The 15,733-nt window shown below is 67.2% G+C and carries 15 protein-coding genes; 5 read left to right on the top strand and 10 right to left on the bottom strand.

Annotated elements, in window-relative coordinates; genetic code table 11:
- Window positions 1–9: 9 nt before the first annotated feature.
- Window positions 10–1,425, bottom strand: a complete 1,416-nt coding sequence (locus ABN028_RS01455) for an extracellular solute-binding protein (RefSeq protein WP_349695314.1) — start codon at window positions 1,423–1,425, stop codon at window positions 10–12.
- A gap of 222 nt (window positions 1,426–1,647) precedes the next feature.
- On the opposite strand from ABN028_RS01455, the gene ABN028_RS01450 reads away from it, so the two are divergent.
- The gene (locus ABN028_RS01450; RefSeq protein ID WP_349695313.1) at window positions 1,648–3,066 is read left to right on the top strand and encodes an HNH endonuclease signature motif containing protein; all 1,419 of its coding nucleotides are present in this window, start codon (window positions 1,648–1,650) and stop codon (window positions 3,064–3,066) included.
- Here the strand turns inward: ABN028_RS01450 and ABN028_RS01445 are convergent.
- The gene (locus ABN028_RS01445) at window positions 3,063–3,989 is read right to left on the bottom strand and encodes a S41 family peptidase (RefSeq protein WP_349695312.1); all 927 of its coding nucleotides are present in this window, start codon (window positions 3,987–3,989) and stop codon (window positions 3,063–3,065) included. The two genes, ABN028_RS01450 and ABN028_RS01445, sit on opposite strands and share 4 nt — an antisense overlap.
- A 56-nt stretch (window positions 3,990–4,045) precedes the next feature.
- Between ABN028_RS01445 and ABN028_RS01440 the strand changes: the two genes are divergently transcribed.
- Both ABN028_RS01440 and ABN028_RS01435 read left to right on the top strand, forming a co-directional pair.
- Complete coding sequence (locus tag ABN028_RS01440; RefSeq protein WP_349695311.1) at window positions 4,046–4,534, top strand: ArsR/SmtB family transcription factor; 489 nt, start codon at window positions 4,046–4,048, stop codon at window positions 4,532–4,534.
- A gap of 144 nt (window positions 4,535–4,678) precedes the next feature.
- Window positions 4,679–5,509 (top strand): PP2C family protein-serine/threonine phosphatase, encoded by an 831-nt coding sequence (locus ABN028_RS01435; RefSeq protein WP_349695310.1) that lies wholly within the window; start codon window positions 4,679–4,681, stop codon window positions 5,507–5,509.
- Window positions 5,510–5,529: 20 nt separating this feature from the next.
- Here the strand turns inward: ABN028_RS01435 and ABN028_RS01430 are convergent, their stop codons facing one another.
- The 8 genes from ABN028_RS01430 to ABN028_RS01395 form a co-directional block, all read right to left on the bottom strand.
- Window positions 5,530–6,783, bottom strand: coding sequence for a metal-dependent hydrolase family protein (locus ABN028_RS01430; protein ID WP_349695309.1), 1,254 nt, complete (start codon window positions 6,781–6,783; stop codon window positions 5,530–5,532).
- Window positions 6,784–6,817: 34 nt separating this feature from the next.
- On the bottom strand, window positions 6,818–8,815 hold the full coding sequence (locus ABN028_RS01425) for an ABC transporter substrate-binding protein (protein ID WP_349695308.1): 1,998 nt from the start codon (window positions 8,813–8,815) through the stop codon (window positions 6,818–6,820).
- A 120-nt stretch (window positions 8,816–8,935) separates the two neighbouring features.
- Entirely contained in the window at window positions 8,936–9,679 is a 744-nt protein-coding gene (locus tag ABN028_RS01420; protein ID WP_349695307.1) for a sugar phosphate isomerase/epimerase family protein, read from the bottom strand.
- Window positions 9,676–10,647, bottom strand: coding sequence for a Gfo/Idh/MocA family protein (locus ABN028_RS01415; RefSeq protein ID WP_349695466.1), 972 nt, complete (start codon window positions 10,645–10,647; stop codon window positions 9,676–9,678). The genes ABN028_RS01420 and ABN028_RS01415 overlap by 4 nt, the downstream gene beginning before the upstream one ends.
- Before the next feature lie 68 nt (window positions 10,648–10,715).
- A complete protein-coding gene (locus tag ABN028_RS01410) occupies window positions 10,716–11,171 on the bottom strand; it encodes an alpha-L-arabinofuranosidase C-terminal domain-containing protein (protein WP_502879158.1) in 456 nt (151 codons plus the stop codon).
- 24 nt (window positions 11,172–11,195) lie between these two features.
- Complete coding sequence (locus ABN028_RS01405) at window positions 11,196–11,558, bottom strand: cupin domain-containing protein (protein WP_349328973.1); 363 nt, start codon at window positions 11,556–11,558, stop codon at window positions 11,196–11,198.
- A 46-nt stretch (window positions 11,559–11,604) separates the two neighbouring features.
- A complete protein-coding gene (locus ABN028_RS01400; RefSeq protein WP_349695306.1) occupies window positions 11,605–12,444 on the bottom strand; it encodes a phosphoenolpyruvate hydrolase family protein in 840 nt (279 codons plus the stop codon).
- Complete coding sequence (locus tag ABN028_RS01395) at window positions 12,441–13,697, bottom strand: Tm-1-like ATP-binding domain-containing protein (protein WP_349695305.1); 1,257 nt, start codon at window positions 13,695–13,697, stop codon at window positions 12,441–12,443. Before ABN028_RS01395 ends, ABN028_RS01400 begins: the two co-directional genes overlap by 4 nt.
- A 65-nt stretch (window positions 13,698–13,762) precedes the next feature.
- Between ABN028_RS01395 and ABN028_RS01390 the strand changes: the two genes are divergently transcribed.
- Together ABN028_RS01390 and ABN028_RS01385 are read left to right on the top strand one after the other, a co-directional pair.
- Window positions 13,763–15,250 (top strand): aminotransferase-like domain-containing protein, encoded by a 1,488-nt coding sequence (locus tag ABN028_RS01390; RefSeq protein ID WP_349695304.1) that lies wholly within the window; start codon window positions 13,763–13,765, stop codon window positions 15,248–15,250.
- The gene (locus ABN028_RS01385; protein WP_349328977.1) at window positions 15,247–15,726 is read left to right on the top strand and encodes a GNAT family N-acetyltransferase; all 480 of its coding nucleotides are present in this window, start codon (window positions 15,247–15,249) and stop codon (window positions 15,724–15,726) included. The genes ABN028_RS01390 and ABN028_RS01385 overlap by 4 nt, the downstream gene beginning before the upstream one ends.
- Window positions 15,727–15,733: the final 7 nt, after the last annotated feature.

The raw sequence follows: 15,733 nt of genomic DNA, 5'->3' as shown, positions 1-15,733 counted from the left end.
ACCGACGCCTCACAGGCTGGATGGTGTCGGGTACCACCCCTGCAGGAGTGGCTCCATCTTGTCCTGCAGCGCGTCCAGAACCTGCTGGGCCGGGAGCTTGCCGGTCTCGATCTGTTGGATCGCGGGCGTGAGAACCTCGTTGATGGCGGGAATGTTGCGCAGAAGTTGGCTGTAGTCACGGACCGAGTTGTTGATCCGGTAGTCCACCGCCGCGGTCTTGTACTCCGGAGGATGCGCGGGATTCTTGATCCAGCTGTCGATACTCGCGGCGTCGTCGTAGTACTTCGTCTCGACCGGCATCCACAAGCCCTGCTGGAAGAGATCGCTGTTCTCACCGTCGACACTGAAGACGTACAGCTCGATCGCCTCCTCGGGATGTCTAGTGTTGGCCGACAGGACGCGACAGCTGGCGGCCTGCATCGTGATCGGTTCCTGGTAGGACGGAAGAACACCGATGCCGAAGTCCACGTCGCTCTGCGCCATGTCGAGCAGGACCCATTGGCCGTCGATAGCCATGGCGACCCGCTTGGTCTGCAACTGCACGGTCGTGGTCGGTGCATTCGTTCCTTCACCACCGCCGAGCTGCGCCGGGCTCGGTGCGACGCGGTGCTCATGGATGAGGTCCTGCAGATTCTGGAAGACCTCGACACATTCAGGACTGTTGAGCGTGTACTTCTTCCCCGTCTCGTCGACAATGTCACCGCCGTTGCTGCGGACCAGCGGATACCACGTCCACTGGGACGACAATGGCGCGGAGACACCGAACTGCCGCACCCTGCCGCGGTCGAACCCGGACTCGCTGGGACGCTTTCCGGCCTGGTCGAAGGTCAGCCTGTCGGCGGTCTCCACCAACGTGTCCCACGTCCATGCACGCCCGGCCTCGGCCGGCGGTAGGTCCAGATCAGCCTCGGAGATGATCTCCTTGTTGTACCAGAGCAGGGTGATCTCGCTCGCGGCCGGCGTACCGCAGGTTTCCTTGTCGCCGTACCAGAAGAAGTTCTCTGGCGCCCGTCCGGAGAGTTGCGGGTACTTCTTGATGTACTTGTAGATGTTCTTGACCTTGCCCTGCTCGGCGAGCCGGTACGCCGTCGGTGCGTCCATGTAGGCCACGTCGGGCAGTCGGTTGGCCGCGACCAGTGTGTTGACCTTGGTGAGGTAGTCGCCGGGCACGTGCACCGCCTGGACCTGGCTGCCCGCGTGCTTCGCCTCGAACTCCTGCAGCATCTTCTCGATGGCGGTCTTCTCGAACGACGAGCCCCAGTACATGAACTCCAGTGCGACATCGGACGTCGCGCCCTGGTTGCTGCCATTTCCGCTGCAGGCCGCGATGCCCGGCAGCAACCCCGCTGCAGCCGCCATTCCTCCGAACCGCAGAATGTCTCGACGGCTGTGCCCGACATCATTTCCGGTGGTGACAGGTCTCATCCGAGTCTCCTGAGTACGAAGGGATCGGTCACATCCTCCACCGGCCGCCACCTGCCGGACAGATCCAATTCGGCGCACGTGGTTTCTTTCGGCAGAAGGAAGATCCGTGCGCCAGAGTCGTCGCTTGCCACGAGGGCGTGAGCCGACGCGCGGCACCGAAACTCCTTGCTGGCAAGGATCTCTTAATTGATCTTACCGGCACTATTGGGTAGAATCGCAGGTATGTTCGACCACGGGGGTGTGGACTTCTCGGTGCTGGCGTCGGCTGCGCCGGGCCCTGAGCTTGCCGCGGTGTTGGCGCGGGTTGACATGGCTTCGGCGAATGGTCATGTCCGTGTCGTGGTGATGGCCGCGTGGGAGCGGCAGGTGTCCTGGTCGAACGCGCAGTTGTATGGGGCGATGGCATATGTGGCGCGGTCGCCTGCGTGTGAGCCGGACTCGCCGCCCGGATTGAACGCGTCGTTTGGTGAGTTCGCGTCTGCGGAGGTGGGTGCGGCGTTGTGTCTGTCGCCGGGGTCTGCTGACCGGGAGTTGTCGTTCGCGTACGAACTCACTGAGCGGCTGCCCGCCACTCGCGCCGCGCTTGCCGCGGGCACGGTCAATCTGGGGAAGGCGCGGGCGATCGTCGAGGAGACGTGTTGTCTGGCGCCTGAGCTGGCGCGGGAGGCGGAAGAGTTCATCCTCGCTGCCGACGCTGGGTCGGGGATGGGTCTGACTCGGGCGCAGGTGGTGCGCAGGTTGCGGCGGAAGGTGCTGGAACTGGATCCGGACGGTGCCGAGCAACGCCGTAAGGAAGCGCAGCAGGGTAGGCGGGTCGGGTTCGGTGCGAACCCCGACGGCACCGGCAGTATCACGGGTCAGGATCTGCCGTTGGCGGGGACCGCGGCGGCGAAGGTGTTCATCAAGACCCACGCCAGACGAATCAAACGAGCCGGAGACGTCAGGACGTTGGCCCAGATCGAGGCGGACGTGTTCCTCGACCTGCTCCGCGGCCGAGGACCCACCACCAACCCCGACCCGGCGCCCGGCAACCCCGACCCCGCAGCCGACCCCGCGTCCGACCGCGCGTTCGGCGACGTGAGTGTCGATGACGTGGGTGCCTGGGATGCTCCGGGTGATGGTGGTGCGTGTGTCGAGACCGGCGATGAGCAGTTGGTGGCGAAGGTGGAGTTGGTCGCCGACCTGGAGACCTGGCTCCGCCTCGCCGAGAAGGCAGGAGAACTCGCCGGCCTCGGCGCGATCAGCCCGGCGGTGATCGACGACATCAAGAACGCCGCGGCCGGCGGGTTCGAGTACTGCCGCACCGTCACTCTCGACGGCAAAGTCGTCTACCACCAGGCCTCCAGCCGACGCTACAAACCCACCACCACCCAACGCCGCCTGATCCAGGCCACCGACCGCACCTGCAGCCAACCCGGCTGCTCCAGACCCGCGATCGCCTGCGACCTCGACCACACCATCGAACACCGCCTCGGCGGACCTTCCTGCGCCTGCAACCTCGCACCCCTGTGCCGACGGCACCACCGCGCGAAACACGAAGCCGGCTGGTGGTGGACCCAGAACCAACCCGGCCACCTCACCACCCAAAGCCCCCTCGGCCACACCTACACCGTCCGACCCGAACCCCCACCCGGTGCTTAGCCGCGATCCGTGGATCGGGGCTTGCAAGCGGTGGCGGTCTGGGTTTGGAGTGATTGAAGCGCAGCGTCCAAGGCACCCTCGGCAGGGACTTCGATATCAGGGATGATGCCCACGCCCTCCCAGTTGTCGTTGGTGCCCGGGTTCGTCGGGCGCGCCACGGGGACGGCAAGTTCGAGGTGCGGATGTACGCGGAGCCCGACACGGGGATGGGCGCCGCCGCCGGTCCGTTCACCGACGATCATGGCCCGGCCGAGGAACTGCAGGTCGTTGGCCAGTTCCTCGCCGCCAGAGAACGTGCCCGCACTGGTGAGTACCCGGATCGGCTTTGTACCGCCGAATCGTGGCCCTGGCACGTAGGGGAGCGTCCAGAACTGTTGCAGGTGCTTACCTTGTCGGTCGTGCATGTCCAACAGATGCGTTGGGGGACCGTCGAAGAGGTAGCTGCAGATCAGAGCCACGGTGTACGGGTCTCCACCGCGGACGGTGCGCACGTCGATGATCAGCGCGTCGGCCTTGGCGACCAGTTGGAGGGCCGCGGTGATCGAGTTCCCCGCAATGGGTGGGTCGAACAGGACCGGGTCGATCACCAACAGGGCGATGTTGCCATCCAGCCGCTCAACTCGCCGAACTCCGTCCATGGTGGAGCTTGCCTGCTTGACCGCCATGGCCAGGTACATCTCCTCGCTGGGCATGTCCGGCACTTCGTCGACATGGTGGATGAGCCGCAGGTGCCCGTCACCATTGACGGACTGGAGATCCACGGTCACCAGGTTGGCCAGCTCTTGCGCGGTCGCGGCCCCGTCGTACCGCCCCTCCGCGAGCTGTCTGGTGAGCCGTTGCGCGATAGTCGAGCCGACCTCAGGGAGCACGTACTGGTCCGCGATGGCGCGGGAGCTGTCGGTGATGATCTGTTTCACGTCCATGCGGGCAAGTAGAGCAACGACTCGACAAAGCGTCAAGGAACATGGACACTTTATTCGTGACCGAAGCCAGCATGAACATCTCCTCGCCCGCACAGTTCAAGGCGATGGGCCATCCGTTACGGCAACGCCTGCTGTTCCTCCTCGGTGAACCCGCGACCATCAGCCAGTTGGCGTCCCGGTTGGGCATCGCCAAGGGCAGCATCTCCCACCACCTCAAGGTCCTACGCGACGCCGGCATGGTCGAGGTGTCCGAGACTCGCCGGGTGCGCGGCGGCACCGAGCAGTACTACCGTCGAGCCGCCGCCCGGCTGGACATCGCCACCAAGGCACCGGCACCGACCGCCGCGATGCTCGAGGGCTTCGGGCAGGAACTCATTGCCGCCCAAGGTGAACCTCTCCTGGTGCTGCGACACGTCCGGTTGACGCCCGCCACCGCGGAGAAATTACGCGACGCGTTGTACGAACTCGCCACCGACATCGACACCGCAGACGAGACCGCCGCGCGATACGGACTGCTGGTCGGAATGTACGAAGAGCGAGCCTGAAGGCCGTTAAGGAACACACTGACTGCCCTTCGACCGCGAACGCATCGACGGAGTTGACGCGCCGCCCGCGACGCGTGCGGACGCTTCCACCTCCACGGTTGCCCGTGGCACGATGCTGGGACGCCCACACCGGGAGGTCGCGAGATGCGTTTCACGTACGCCGCCGAGAGTCACGTCGGCCATGTTCGTGACACCAACGAGGACTCGGGGTTCGCCGGACCGCACCTGCTCCTCGTCGCTGACGGCGTGGGCGGTGCCCCCGCGGGTGAGGTGGCGTCGGCGAGCGTGGCGTTCGTGATGAGCGCGATCTCCCTGACGCCGAGAGGATCGCTGCGGGCGGCGCCGTCGGACCTGCTCGCTGTGCTCCGCGAATCGGTCCAGTACGCCTTCCGGCAGCTGCGCGAGGGGGTGGCGACAGATCCGGAACGTGCCGGCATGGCGACCACCCTCACCGCAATCCTCACCGATGGCGAACGGTTCGGCCTGGCCCACATCGGAAACTCCCGGGCGTACCTCCTGCGTCGCGGGCAGCTCAGCCAGCTCACCACCGATCACACCTTCGTGCAGTTCCTCGTCGACGAAGGACGGATCACGCCGGAGCAGGTACGCGACCACCCGTTCCAGTCGGTCATCACGCGATCCGTCAGCGCCACGGACGAGCACGAGCCGGATCTCGCCCTTCTCGACCTCCAGGCGGGCGATCGCGTCCTGTTGTGCAGTGACGGGCTCACCGATCTCGTTTCCGACAACGACGTCGGCTTCTGTCTCACGAGCACACCGCGCACGGGCGCGGTGCAAGGTCTCATCCGGTCCGCACTCGAGGCCGGCGGACGCGACAACGTCACCTGCGTGGTGGGCGACGTCGACTCCGGTCCACTCCTGCCGTGGACCCGGCGCTGTTACTACTGCCGGATGGTGGGAGCCCTGCCCCAGTTGGGAAATCTCATCGACCCGGCGGTCCCGCGCGCCGCGTGAACATCGACCCGTCAAATGCGTCAGAATGTGCGCTTGTGAATGGCGCCGGCCTTGACGATCACGGGCAGCTTCTCGAGGTCCTGCAGGACGGTGATGTCCGCGAGCGGGTCACCGTCGACGACGAGGAGATCAGCCCGCTTGCCCGGCTCGATGGTGCCCACCTCGGCCGAGATGCCCAGCAGCTCGGCGTTGGTCCGTGTGGTCGCCACCAACGTCTCCGCGGCACCGAGCACCTTGGCCTTGATCGCCAACTCCCGCGTCTTGTGCACCGCGAGCGGCCCCAGCAGATCCGAGCCGGATGCGATCCGCACGCCGGCGTCGCGGGCGCGCACCAGGCCGTCGAGCCCTGCCCCCAGCACGTCGTCGAGCTTGGCGAGCTTCTCCGGCGCGAAACCGAGCGCGCGGCCGTGCTCGTGCAGTTTCTCGTACGCCACGAACGTCGGGACGAGGAAGGTGCCGCGCGCGGCCATCAACGCGGCGGTCGGTTCGTCGAGGAAGTTGCCGTGCTCGATCGAGCGGACGCCGGCCTCGACGGCGACCCGGATCGCCTCGGCGGAGTAGGCGTGAGCGAGGACGTACGTCCCCGCGTGCGCCGCCTCCTCGACGGCCGCGGCAAGTTCGGCATCCGTGTACTGCAGGCTCTCGAGCTTGTCCGTCGGCGAGGCCACCCCACCGCTCGCCATCACCTTGATCGCGTCGGCACCGCGACGCAGCTGCTTCCGCACGGCCCGGCGGACGCCGTCCACGCCGTCGGCGATGTTGTCGACCATGCCGAGGTGCGCGCCACACAGGCAGCCCACGCTGTCCTGCGCGCGCGACCGACTGTCCCCGTGCCCGCCGGTCTGCGACAGCGGCCGCCCGCTCACGAACATCCTCGGCCCGGGAATCAGGCCGCGGTCGACGGCCTCCTTCATCCCCCAGTCGGCGCCACCCGCGTCCCGGACGGTCGTGTAGCCCTGGTCGAGCGTCTGCCCGATCACCCGCCCGATCGCGTACGCCAACAGGCTGGTCGGATAGTCCCGCTGCTCCCGCCCGACCTCGACGTCCAACGAACAGACATGAACGTGCGCGTCGATCAGTCCGGGCATCAACGTGCGGCCACGGCAGTCGACCGTGTCGTCCGCGCGCACCCTGGAGACGCCCGCCACGACGTCCTTGATCACACCGTCCTCGACCACCACGGTCGCGTCGTCGAGCGGATCGGCCCCGGTGCACGGCAGAACCCGCGCGTGGCGGAACGCCAGAATCCCTGTGCGCGTCGCCTTGGTTTCCACCCGCCCCATGGTGCCTCATCCGCCGTCGCGGTTCCTACGATGCCTCGCCTTCGCGAATGAAGTACTGCGCCATGGTGGTCGGGCCGGGCGTCTGCCAGGGCCAGTCGTCGATCATCGGATTCTGAACGTTGTGAAGGCGATTGCTGACCACTCCGTAGTTGCCCTTCGGCAGGCTGATCCCGATGTACCAGAACTGTTCCTGGGCGATCGCGATGATGCGCTTCATCAGGTCGGTTTGTTCTTCGCCGTTGGCCGTGCTCTTGAGCTGTTCGTAGAGCGACATCTGCTCCCGCGCCGCGGGCGGCGGCTCCTCGAATGGGCCGACCGCGTCCTGCGGGATCGCACCGCGAAGCCCGCCGGCGTCGTACCAGTTGGCCCACGGGATGGCCGTGATCGCGAGCGGCACCATGAAGTCGTGCTGGTAGACCGGGTCGAGGCCGCCGCCGGAGCCGAAGACGCAGGCATCGTGGAAGTTCGCGTCCACGCGTTCCCAGAAGAGCGTGCTCGACTCGGACTTGATCCGCATGTCGATGCCGACGGCCTTGAAGTGCTCGCGCATCATCTCCAGGCAGGCGATGTCCCTGGCCCTGATGTCGGACATGGCATCGACGTTGAACCTGAATGGCTGGCCGTCCGGGCCGAGGCGCGCGCCGTCACCGTCCTTGTCCGGGAGGACCCGATCGAGGTAACGGTTGGCCGTCTCGACGGAGTACTCCGTGTACTGCGTGGCGAGCTTCTCGTTGTAGTAGGCGGTATCGGGATGGGGCGCGATCTGATGGAGCTCGCCCTGCCGGAGGAACACCGTGTCGATGATCTCCTGCCGGTTCATCGCATGAGACAGCCCGATCCGGAAGTTGATGTCGCGGAAGACCTTGCGCATCTGCCGATCGCGGTGCGTGAGGTTGACCGCGAAGGCCATCGTGTTGGAGTCCTCGTAGGTCAGGTCGAGGATCTGGTACTTCCCCTCCTGTCGGCCTCGGGCGATCAGTGGCTTGTCGCGGATGTCCATGGTGATGGTGGAGTAGACCAGATCGACGTCGCCACCGAGCGTCTTCAGCTTGGCGACCTCGTTGTCGGCCACGAGCTGGGTGGACACCTCGTCGATGTAGGGCAGCTGCCTCCCTGCCGTGTCCACCTTCCAGTAGTACGGATTGCGCCTGGCGACCACCCGGTCGGTGACATCGCCGACCGCCTTCGTCACCTGCCATGCGGTGAGCACCGGCAGCTCAGGGTTCTCCCACGGCGTCGCCTTCTGGAGGAAGAAGTCCGCCCAACTGTCGAAACCGGCGTCCTTGGTCTTCTCCTCGGCATCCGGGGCGTACTTCTTGTGGAAGTCACGCAGATAGTGCGCCGGGTGGCGCGTCGGTCCCAGTCCGTTGGCCGTGGCGAGGTTGCCGAGCAGCAGACCGTTCGGGCCTGCGAAGCGGAACACGACGGTGTGGTGGTCCCGCTTCTCGACCGTGAAGGGTTCGTCGCCGGCAACGAGCCACGTCGGCATGGCCGGTGTGATCTCGGTGTTCAGAGCAACGTCCTCGCACCAGAAGACGATGTCGTCCGCCGTGAACGGTTCACCATCGGACCACTTCATGCCCGAACGCAGCTTGAAGACGTACTCGGTGGCATCGTCGTTGACCGAATAGCTCTCCGCGATGTCGGGAATGACGTCCTCAGCGGTCCACGTGGTCATCTGCGGCTTCCAGCGGACCAGGTGGTCATAGGCCAGGGTGCGATCGAGGTTCCCCCCGACGTTGCTCGGCCCACCGACACTGATCAGTCTCAGCTCTCCACCATAGACACCGGCCTCGTCCACTGGCTTCACCACGAGCGGAGACCGGGGGAGGCGTTCCTTCAACGGTGGAAGATCGCCGCGCTTGACCATGTCGGTCAGCATCGGTGACTCCTTGGCGCCGGTTCCACCGCCTTGCCGCGACTCCTGCTGGCCTGGATCGGTGGAGAGCAGGTCGCATCCGGACATGGCGATGCCGCTGAGGACCGCCATTCCTCCTGTCCCCAGCAGCTGCCGCCTGTTCATACCTCGTGGATCTGGTCTTCTCGCCATCGTCTTTCCTCTTCGAAAGTGGGCGTGGACGCCTGCCGGACAGCTGCTGGACAGCTCGGTCCGTCGGGCAGTGGGCTGGGTCCTCGAGGTGGGTCAGATCCTCAATCGGACGTACTCCATCGAGACGTCCATCGCGTGGACGAGTCCCGTGCTGGTCTCCTCGTCGACGCACAGCCATCCGCGGTAGTCGATGCTTCCCAGAGTCGCGAACAGCCCGTCGAGGTCGATCACTCCTTCGCCGAGGAGCCGCCACTCCCCGTCGGCGAAGTCCTTCAGATGAAGGTTGTCGATCACCGAAGCGAAGTCGGAGACGAGCCCCGCGACATCGGTCACACCGGACTTCACCAGGTGAGCGGTGTCGACGGTGAGGTGGACGGCAGAGTGGTCCGCGGCGTCGAAGAAGACATCGAAGTCCCGTCGGTGCATGACGGGCTGGTTGTAGTGATGGTGCAACGAAAGGGCGATGCCCTGGTCGGCCGCCTCCCGGCCTACCTCGGACAGCACCCGCGCGAAGCCGGCGATGTCAGTGTCGCTGAGCCCTTCGCGCGGAACGCCGTGGCAGAAGACGATCCGCTCCGAACCCACCGCGCTGGCGAATTCGATCGTCGAACGCAAGCGCGCCAGACCGTCCGGGTCGAGTGTGCCGCCGGTGATCAGCCCGGTCGTGCATGCCGAGTCGCGACTCCACTCGTTGCGGAACGCTTCGGGATCATCAAGGTAGGAGCCGTACTGCCCACCCTTGAGTTGCAGGCCCGCATATCCGGCCTCCCGGAACCTGTCGAAGAGCAACCGCTGTTCTTCGGGCCCTGCGGTCGGCTTGGAAAAGGCGATCTTCATGTGGGAAGGCCTCCCGTCAAGGTGACTGGATCCCCCGCACGCGCGGACTCGTAGGCCGCGTCGAGCAATGCGATGGTTCGCAGGTTGTCCTTACCGCTGTTAGAGGGCTCACCGCCGTCGTCGAGAGCGTCCAGCAGCCGGTTGAGGCTGAGGTACGTGGACTCCGGCTTTCCCCGCCCGGCGTACGGATTCTCCCACTCCGTGCTGCCGTCCTTGTCGCGCAGGCTCACGGTGTCGTAGCCGAACTCCAGGGTGCCCAGCTGGCCGAGGACCACCGTGTCTGTCCGCCGCAACCGGCTGGAGAAACTCTGCACGTACGACACCGGAATGTGATCGAAGAGCAGTTGGGTGAATGCGTCGGTCTCACCGGCACAGTCGACCTCCGGCGAGGACGATGTGCGGCACCACACCCACGCCGCCTCCCGTCCGAGCATGTGCCGAAAGCCGTCGAACCAGTGCACGCCCATCACCGACATTGCATGCCGTTGGATCTGAGTGCGCCACCCGCGGTCCTGCCGGAACATCAGGTTGGTGTGAACCACTCCGTGGACCTCGCCGACTCTGCCGTCGGAGATGAGTCGTCGGGCGATGTCGAATGCGTAGTGGTCACGGAAGTTCTGGTTAACGGCGAGGTGGACACCGGCGTCCGCGCAGACGTCGACGATCAGACTGGCTTCCGTGAAAGTGTCCGAGAGCGGCTTCTCGACGAGTATGTGTTTGCCCGCGGCGGCCAATGTCCTGACCATGTCCTGACGCACGTTGGTAGGCGTGCAGAGCACCGCGGCGGTCCACTCGCTGCCGTCGATCATCTCCTCCAGGCTGGCGTACACCCGCTCCACCCCGTAGGTCTGCTGGGCCCACTCACGCCGCTCAGGTCGCGGATCGCACGCAGCGGCGATACGGATCCGCTCAGGATGGACCTGATAACCATCGAAATGCATCGCGGACACACCACCGCAACCGACCATCGCAATATCGTGAACAGCCATCAAGCCCCTATCTTTTGCCTGTGGGTTCAACGTCCAGACGTCGACATTCAGATCAACCTCAGGCGTCCAGGTCCGAACGCACGGTCAACGTCGCGGAGCCATCCTGGCATGGCCACATTCGGGGATGCCATAGCCAATTGGGCGTTCAATGGTTTGCATTCTGGCCGAATCTGCCAGCCAGTATGTCGAGCAGGCAGGTCAGCCGAGTCGCGCAGAGACAGTGAGGAACGAATGGTCGGGCACGTCGACGACATCTCGAAGACGTGAAAGGTCGGCGTCTTCAGCAGTCGGTCACCGTCGGTCAGCACCATCGCCTGGAGAACATTGACCGTTTGGGCGATGTTGGCCATCACCAGCCGGTCGGCGTGCCGATGGAAGATATCGAAATGCAGACTCGCCACGAGCGCGTCACGAAGAGCGTTCTGTTGGTACAGGAAACGCGGATTGGTGTGATCAGGGGGCCGGGGACGTCGGCGTTGACGACGGCGGTCACGGCCGGCGATGTCGATGACAAGGTTGGCTCACCCTCAATCCACGGTGACGACCTGGCGGTCCGCTGTGGAGAACGTGATCAGCAGCACTGCCCGGTCGTTCCCGATGTTCTCGGCGTTGTGGACTTCTCCCGTCGGAATCGAGATCGTGTCGCCCTCGGCCATCTCGACGTACTCGTCGCCGAGGCGGTGCCGGATCCTGCCGCGCAGGACGTGCAGCACCTCGTCGCAGTTCGGGTGGTAGTGCGGCGCGTTGGCCTGGCCGGGGTCGATCTGGCAGCGGCCGACGGTGAGCTTCCGCGAGTTGCCGAGCGCCTTGGACACGAACCAGTCGAGGCGTCCCCACGGATAGTCCTCGCTGGCGACGTCTCCTGCCCGGGTGATGCTGGCTTCCGTCATCGGCTCCTCTTTCGTCGTTCCGCTCGTTCGATCCGGTTCCGGCGGCTCAGCCGGTCGAGGGGTCGATGTCGACGAACGCCTTGATCTGCGCGGTGATCGCACGTTCGGTCGGCAACCGCTCCATCGACGAGGCGCCGTAGAAGCCGTCGACACCGGACGCCCGACGCAGGACGTACGCGGCGTCGTCGGGTTCTGCGACCGGTCCACCGTGGCACAGGACCAGCACGTCGTCCCGGACGTCGCGGGCGGCCTTCGCCCAGGCGGTGGCGAGCTCGACACAGTCGTCGAGGCTGCGCGCGGTCTCGGCACCGATAGCGCCGCCGGTGGTCAGGCCGAAGTGGCAGACCACGATGTCCGCCCCGGCCTCGGCCATCGCGGCCGCGTCCTCGACGGAGAAGACGTACGGCGTGGTCAGCAGGTCGAAGCCACGCGCCCGGCGGATCATGTCGACCTCGAGCGCGTAGCTCATCCCGGTCTCTTCGAGGTTGGCGCGGAACACGCCGTCGATCAGCCCGACCGTCGGGAAGTTCTGGACGCCGGCGAAACCGAGCCGGGCCAGTTCGGGCAGGAACACGTCCGGGTCGTAGAACGGGTCGGTCCCGTTGACCCCCGCCAGCACCGGCGTGTGCCTAACGACCGGCAGTACCTCACGGGCCATCTCGACCACGACGTCGTTGGCATTGCCGTACGCCATCAACCCGGCGAGGGATCCGCGCCCTGCCATCCGGTAGCGGCCCGAGTTGTAGATGACGATCAGGTCGATCCCACCGGCCTCCTCGCACTTGGCGGACAGGCCGGTGCCGGCGCCGCCGCCGATGATCGGCTGGCCGGCCGCGACCTTGGCACGCAGGCGGGTGAGGATGGACTCCCTGGTCAGCCGGCTCATGCCATTCCCCTCTTGCTCCCCGTGATGTAGGCGTCGAGCTTCTCGACCATCGCCGCCGCGAACGCCGGGTCGTTGACGTCGAGGTCCAGCTCGATCAGCTCGACCCGCGTACGGTCCAGCGTCGACCGGATCGCGTCGAAGAGTGCAGCATCGGCGTCGGCGTCGTGGAACGGCCCGCCCTCGCCGGCGATGGCCGAGATCCCCTTCAGCGGAAGGAAGACCGCGGCCGGTCCGGTGGTCGCGGACACCCGCGTCGCCAGCCGGGTCCCCAGCTCGGCACACTCCTGCGGCGTCGTACGCATCAACGTCACGCTCGGGTTGTGGACATAGAGGTTCCGGTCGGCGAACTTCTCCGGCACCGTCTCCTTCGGGCCGAAGTTCACCATGTCGAGCGCCCCGACCGACACCACCTGCGGCACCCCCGCGGCGCCGGCGGCGGTGAGCCGACCCGGACCCGCGGAGAACACCCCGCCCACGAGTTCGTCCGCGAGTTCGGTGGACGTGACGTCGAGGACGCCGGCCAGCCAGCCGTCGGCGGCGAGCCCTTCGAGCGTACGACCGCCGACGCCGGTCATGTGGAACACCAGCACCTCGTAGCCGCCCTTCTCGAGCAGCTCACGGGCGGCGGTGACGCACGGCGTCGTCACGCCGAACATGCTCGCCGCCAGCAGTGGCCGCTCCGCGGCGACCGCGGGTTCCGGCGCGGTCACCATGCCGGCCAGGGCGGCCGCCGCGTTGGCGAGGATCCGCGCCGACAGTCGGTTGACGCCGGCGACGTCGGTCACGCTGGGGAAGAGCACGAGGTCGCTCTCGGCGACGTACGCCCGGGTGTCGCCGGAGGCGGCCGTCGAGACGATCACCTTCGGTACGCCGAGGGGTAGTCCGCGGAACGCCTGCGCGGCGATCGACGTCCCTCCGGTCCCGCCGAGGGCGAGCGCCCCCGCACAGGATCCCTGCTGGTGCAGGCGCCCCAGCACCTCGGCGGCGCCCCGCGCCATCGCGGTGACGGCCGCGCCGCGGTCCCGGGCTGCGGCGAGAGCGGCAAGATCCGCGCCACCCGCCGCGGCGACCTCGCTCGCCGGCACGTCCGCCGCGATCAGGTCGTCGGCCGAGCCTTCGCCGGCCGCCGGGCTCGCGAGCACTCCCGCGTCGACGACCACCACGTCGACACCGGCCTCGACAAGCCGGTCGCGGACGAAGGCGTACTCCGCACCTTTGGTGTCCAGAGTGCCCAGAAGTACGACGGTTGGCACCGGTCATCCCTCCTGCCTACCCGCTGGGGAGTGCAATTCCGTTCCGACTTGGCGATGATCGGGCGATGGCTACCAGCAGCACCAGATCCAATCCGGCGCCGGTGGTTTACTTCGGCGCGCCGCGGCTGATCCGGCTGCTGGACGGGTGGGCCGACCAGCCAGGCGGGCTGAGCACCAGACTCGCCGAGGCGCTGCGCCAACTGGTCCGCGCCGGCCAGCTGCCGGCCGGCACCCGCCTGCCGTCCGAACGCATCCTCGCGTCGGCCCTCGGACTCGGGCGGACGACGGTGGGTCAGGCGTTCGACACCCTACGCGCCGAGGGCATCCTGGTCAGCCGCACCGGCACGGGCACCTTCGTGTCGACCGCGGCCGGACACGCGAACGCCCGCGGGGACGACCGGCTCCGGTCGTTCGTCACCGACACGCTGGTCGCCGGCCCGCGGGGAACCCGACAGCTGAACGCCCGGATCGACCTCCGCAGCGCAGCACTCCCAGGGATCCCGATGGTCGCCGACGAGCTCGACCGGCTCTCCGCCGCGGACTTCGCCGGGACCCTGCCGTCGCATGGATACGTCCCCCGTGGCCTTCCGGTCCTGCGGACCGCCGTCGCCAGCTACTACACCGCCCTCGGCCTGCGGACGGACCCCGGTCAGGTCCTCGTCACCTCGGGCGCCCAGCAGGCGATGCGGATCGTCGCCGAGACGCTCGTCGAGCCGGGCGGCACCGTCATCGTGGAGGAGCCGACGTTCCGCGGCGCGATCGAGGTTCTGCGCAGCGTCGGCGCCCACCTCGTCGGCGTACCCAGCGGGCGCGAAGGGGTCGACATCGACGCCCTCGCCGCCGCCGTACGCCGCCATCGGCCGGTGTTCGCCCTCCTGCAGTCGACCGTGCACAACCCCACCGGCTCGGTCCTGCCCGAACGGGCGCGGGCGGCGGTGGCCAGGCTGTCCGCCGAGGCCGGTCTCACGATCGTCGACGACGCGGCACCCACCGACGCCATCATCGACGGTCCACCGCCTCCCCCACTCGCGTCGTACGGCGGAGACGTGCTGACACTCGGCTCGGCGAGTAAGGGCTTCTGGGGCGGCCTGCGGGTCGGTTGGCTGCGTGCCGGCCGCGACCTCGTGGAACGCCTGGCGATCGTCAAGGGTGCCGAGGACCTCGGCACGTCCATCCCCGCGCAGATCGTGACCGCCCGGCTGCTCGACCGCGCCGCCGAGGCCCGCGCCCACCGCCGGGCCACCCTCGGATCCGCGCGGGACTTCGCCCTGCAGATCCTCGCGGAGGAACTGCCGGACTGGCGGTCGTACGTACCTGCCGGCGGCGCGTCGCTGTGGATCGAACTGCCCGCGGGCCACTCCGCGACGACGTTCACCGAACGCGCGGGTCGGGCTGGTGTCGACGTCCTGGCCGGTCCGACGTTCAGCTGCGAGGACGCGCTCGACGGCTGGCTGCGGGTGGCGTTCGCCGCGCCGGAGGACGTCATCGCCGACGGACTACTCCGTCTCGCGGAGCTGTGGCACGCCGGCAAGGACGAGGACCGCATGACATGACACCGCGACCGCGATTCCAGCTACGCCCGCTCGACCTCGGCGACGCGGGAGAACTGTTGACCCTCCAGCGCGCCGCGTTCGTCGGTGAGGCGCAACTCTACGACGACCCTCGGCTGCCTCCGCTGACCCAGACGCTCGCCGAACTGGAGGACGAGATCGTCAGCAGTAGCGGGATCGCAGCGACAGCGGGCACCCGCCTCGTCGGTGCCGTCCGCATGCGGCTACACATGGACGTCCTGTACATCAACCGGCTCGCCGTCGCGCCAGATCTGCAAGGGCAGGGAATCGGGACGGCGCTGCTGCGGGCGGCCGAGACCAGTGCGCCGGCGCACCGGGCGAGTCTGTTCACGGGCCACCTCAGTGCGGCGAACCTGCGCCTCTACCGCCGGCTCGGCTACGTCGAGACCAGGCGGGAGCGTGAGCCTGCGGTACCCGATCTCATTCACCTGACCAAGGACCTCGGTCCGGCCCCGTGACGACGAC

The organism is Actinopolymorpha sp. B17G11 (assembly GCF_040196095.1).
In the GTDB taxonomy this organism is placed as follows: domain Bacteria; phylum Actinomycetota; class Actinomycetes; order Propionibacteriales; family Actinopolymorphaceae; genus Thermasporomyces.
This window is presented reverse-complemented; position numbering and strand designations above follow the sequence as displayed.

Bases quoted from the DNA above. Each gene is read 5' to 3' on its own strand.
- ABN028_RS01455 (WP_349695314.1), bottom strand. From the start codon at position 1,425: ATGAGACCTGTCACCACCGGAAATGATGTCGGGCACAGCCGTCGAGAC.
- ABN028_RS01450 (WP_349695313.1), top strand. From the start codon at position 1,648: ATGTTCGACCACGGGGGTGTGGACTTCTCGGTGCTGGCGTCGGCTGCG.
- ABN028_RS01445 (WP_349695312.1), bottom strand. From the start codon at position 3,989: ATGGACGTGAAACAGATCATCACCGACAGCTCCCGCGCCATCGCGGAC.
- ABN028_RS01435 (WP_349695310.1), top strand. From the start codon at position 4,679: ATGCGTTTCACGTACGCCGCCGAGAGTCACGTCGGCCATGTTCGTGAC.
- ABN028_RS01425 (WP_349695308.1), bottom strand. From the start codon at position 8,815: ATGAACAGGCGGCAGCTGCTGGGGACAGGAGGAATGGCGGTCCTCAGC.
- ABN028_RS01420 (WP_349695307.1), bottom strand. From the start codon at position 9,679: ATGAAGATCGCCTTTTCCAAGCCGACCGCAGGGCCCGAAGAACAGCGG.
- ABN028_RS01415 (WP_349695466.1), bottom strand. From the start codon at position 10,647: ATGGTCGGTTGCGGTGGTGTGTCCGCGATGCATTTCGATGGTTATCAG.
- ABN028_RS01405 (WP_349328973.1), bottom strand. From the start codon at position 11,558: ATGACGGAAGCCAGCATCACCCGGGCAGGAGACGTCGCCAGCGAGGAC.
- ABN028_RS01400 (WP_349695306.1), bottom strand. From the start codon at position 12,444: ATGAGCCGGCTGACCAGGGAGTCCATCCTCACCCGCCTGCGTGCCAAG.
- ABN028_RS01390 (WP_349695304.1), top strand. From the start codon at position 13,763: ATGGCTACCAGCAGCACCAGATCCAATCCGGCGCCGGTGGTTTACTTC.
- ABN028_RS01385 (WP_349328977.1), top strand. From the start codon at position 15,247: ATGACACCGCGACCGCGATTCCAGCTACGCCCGCTCGACCTCGGCGAC.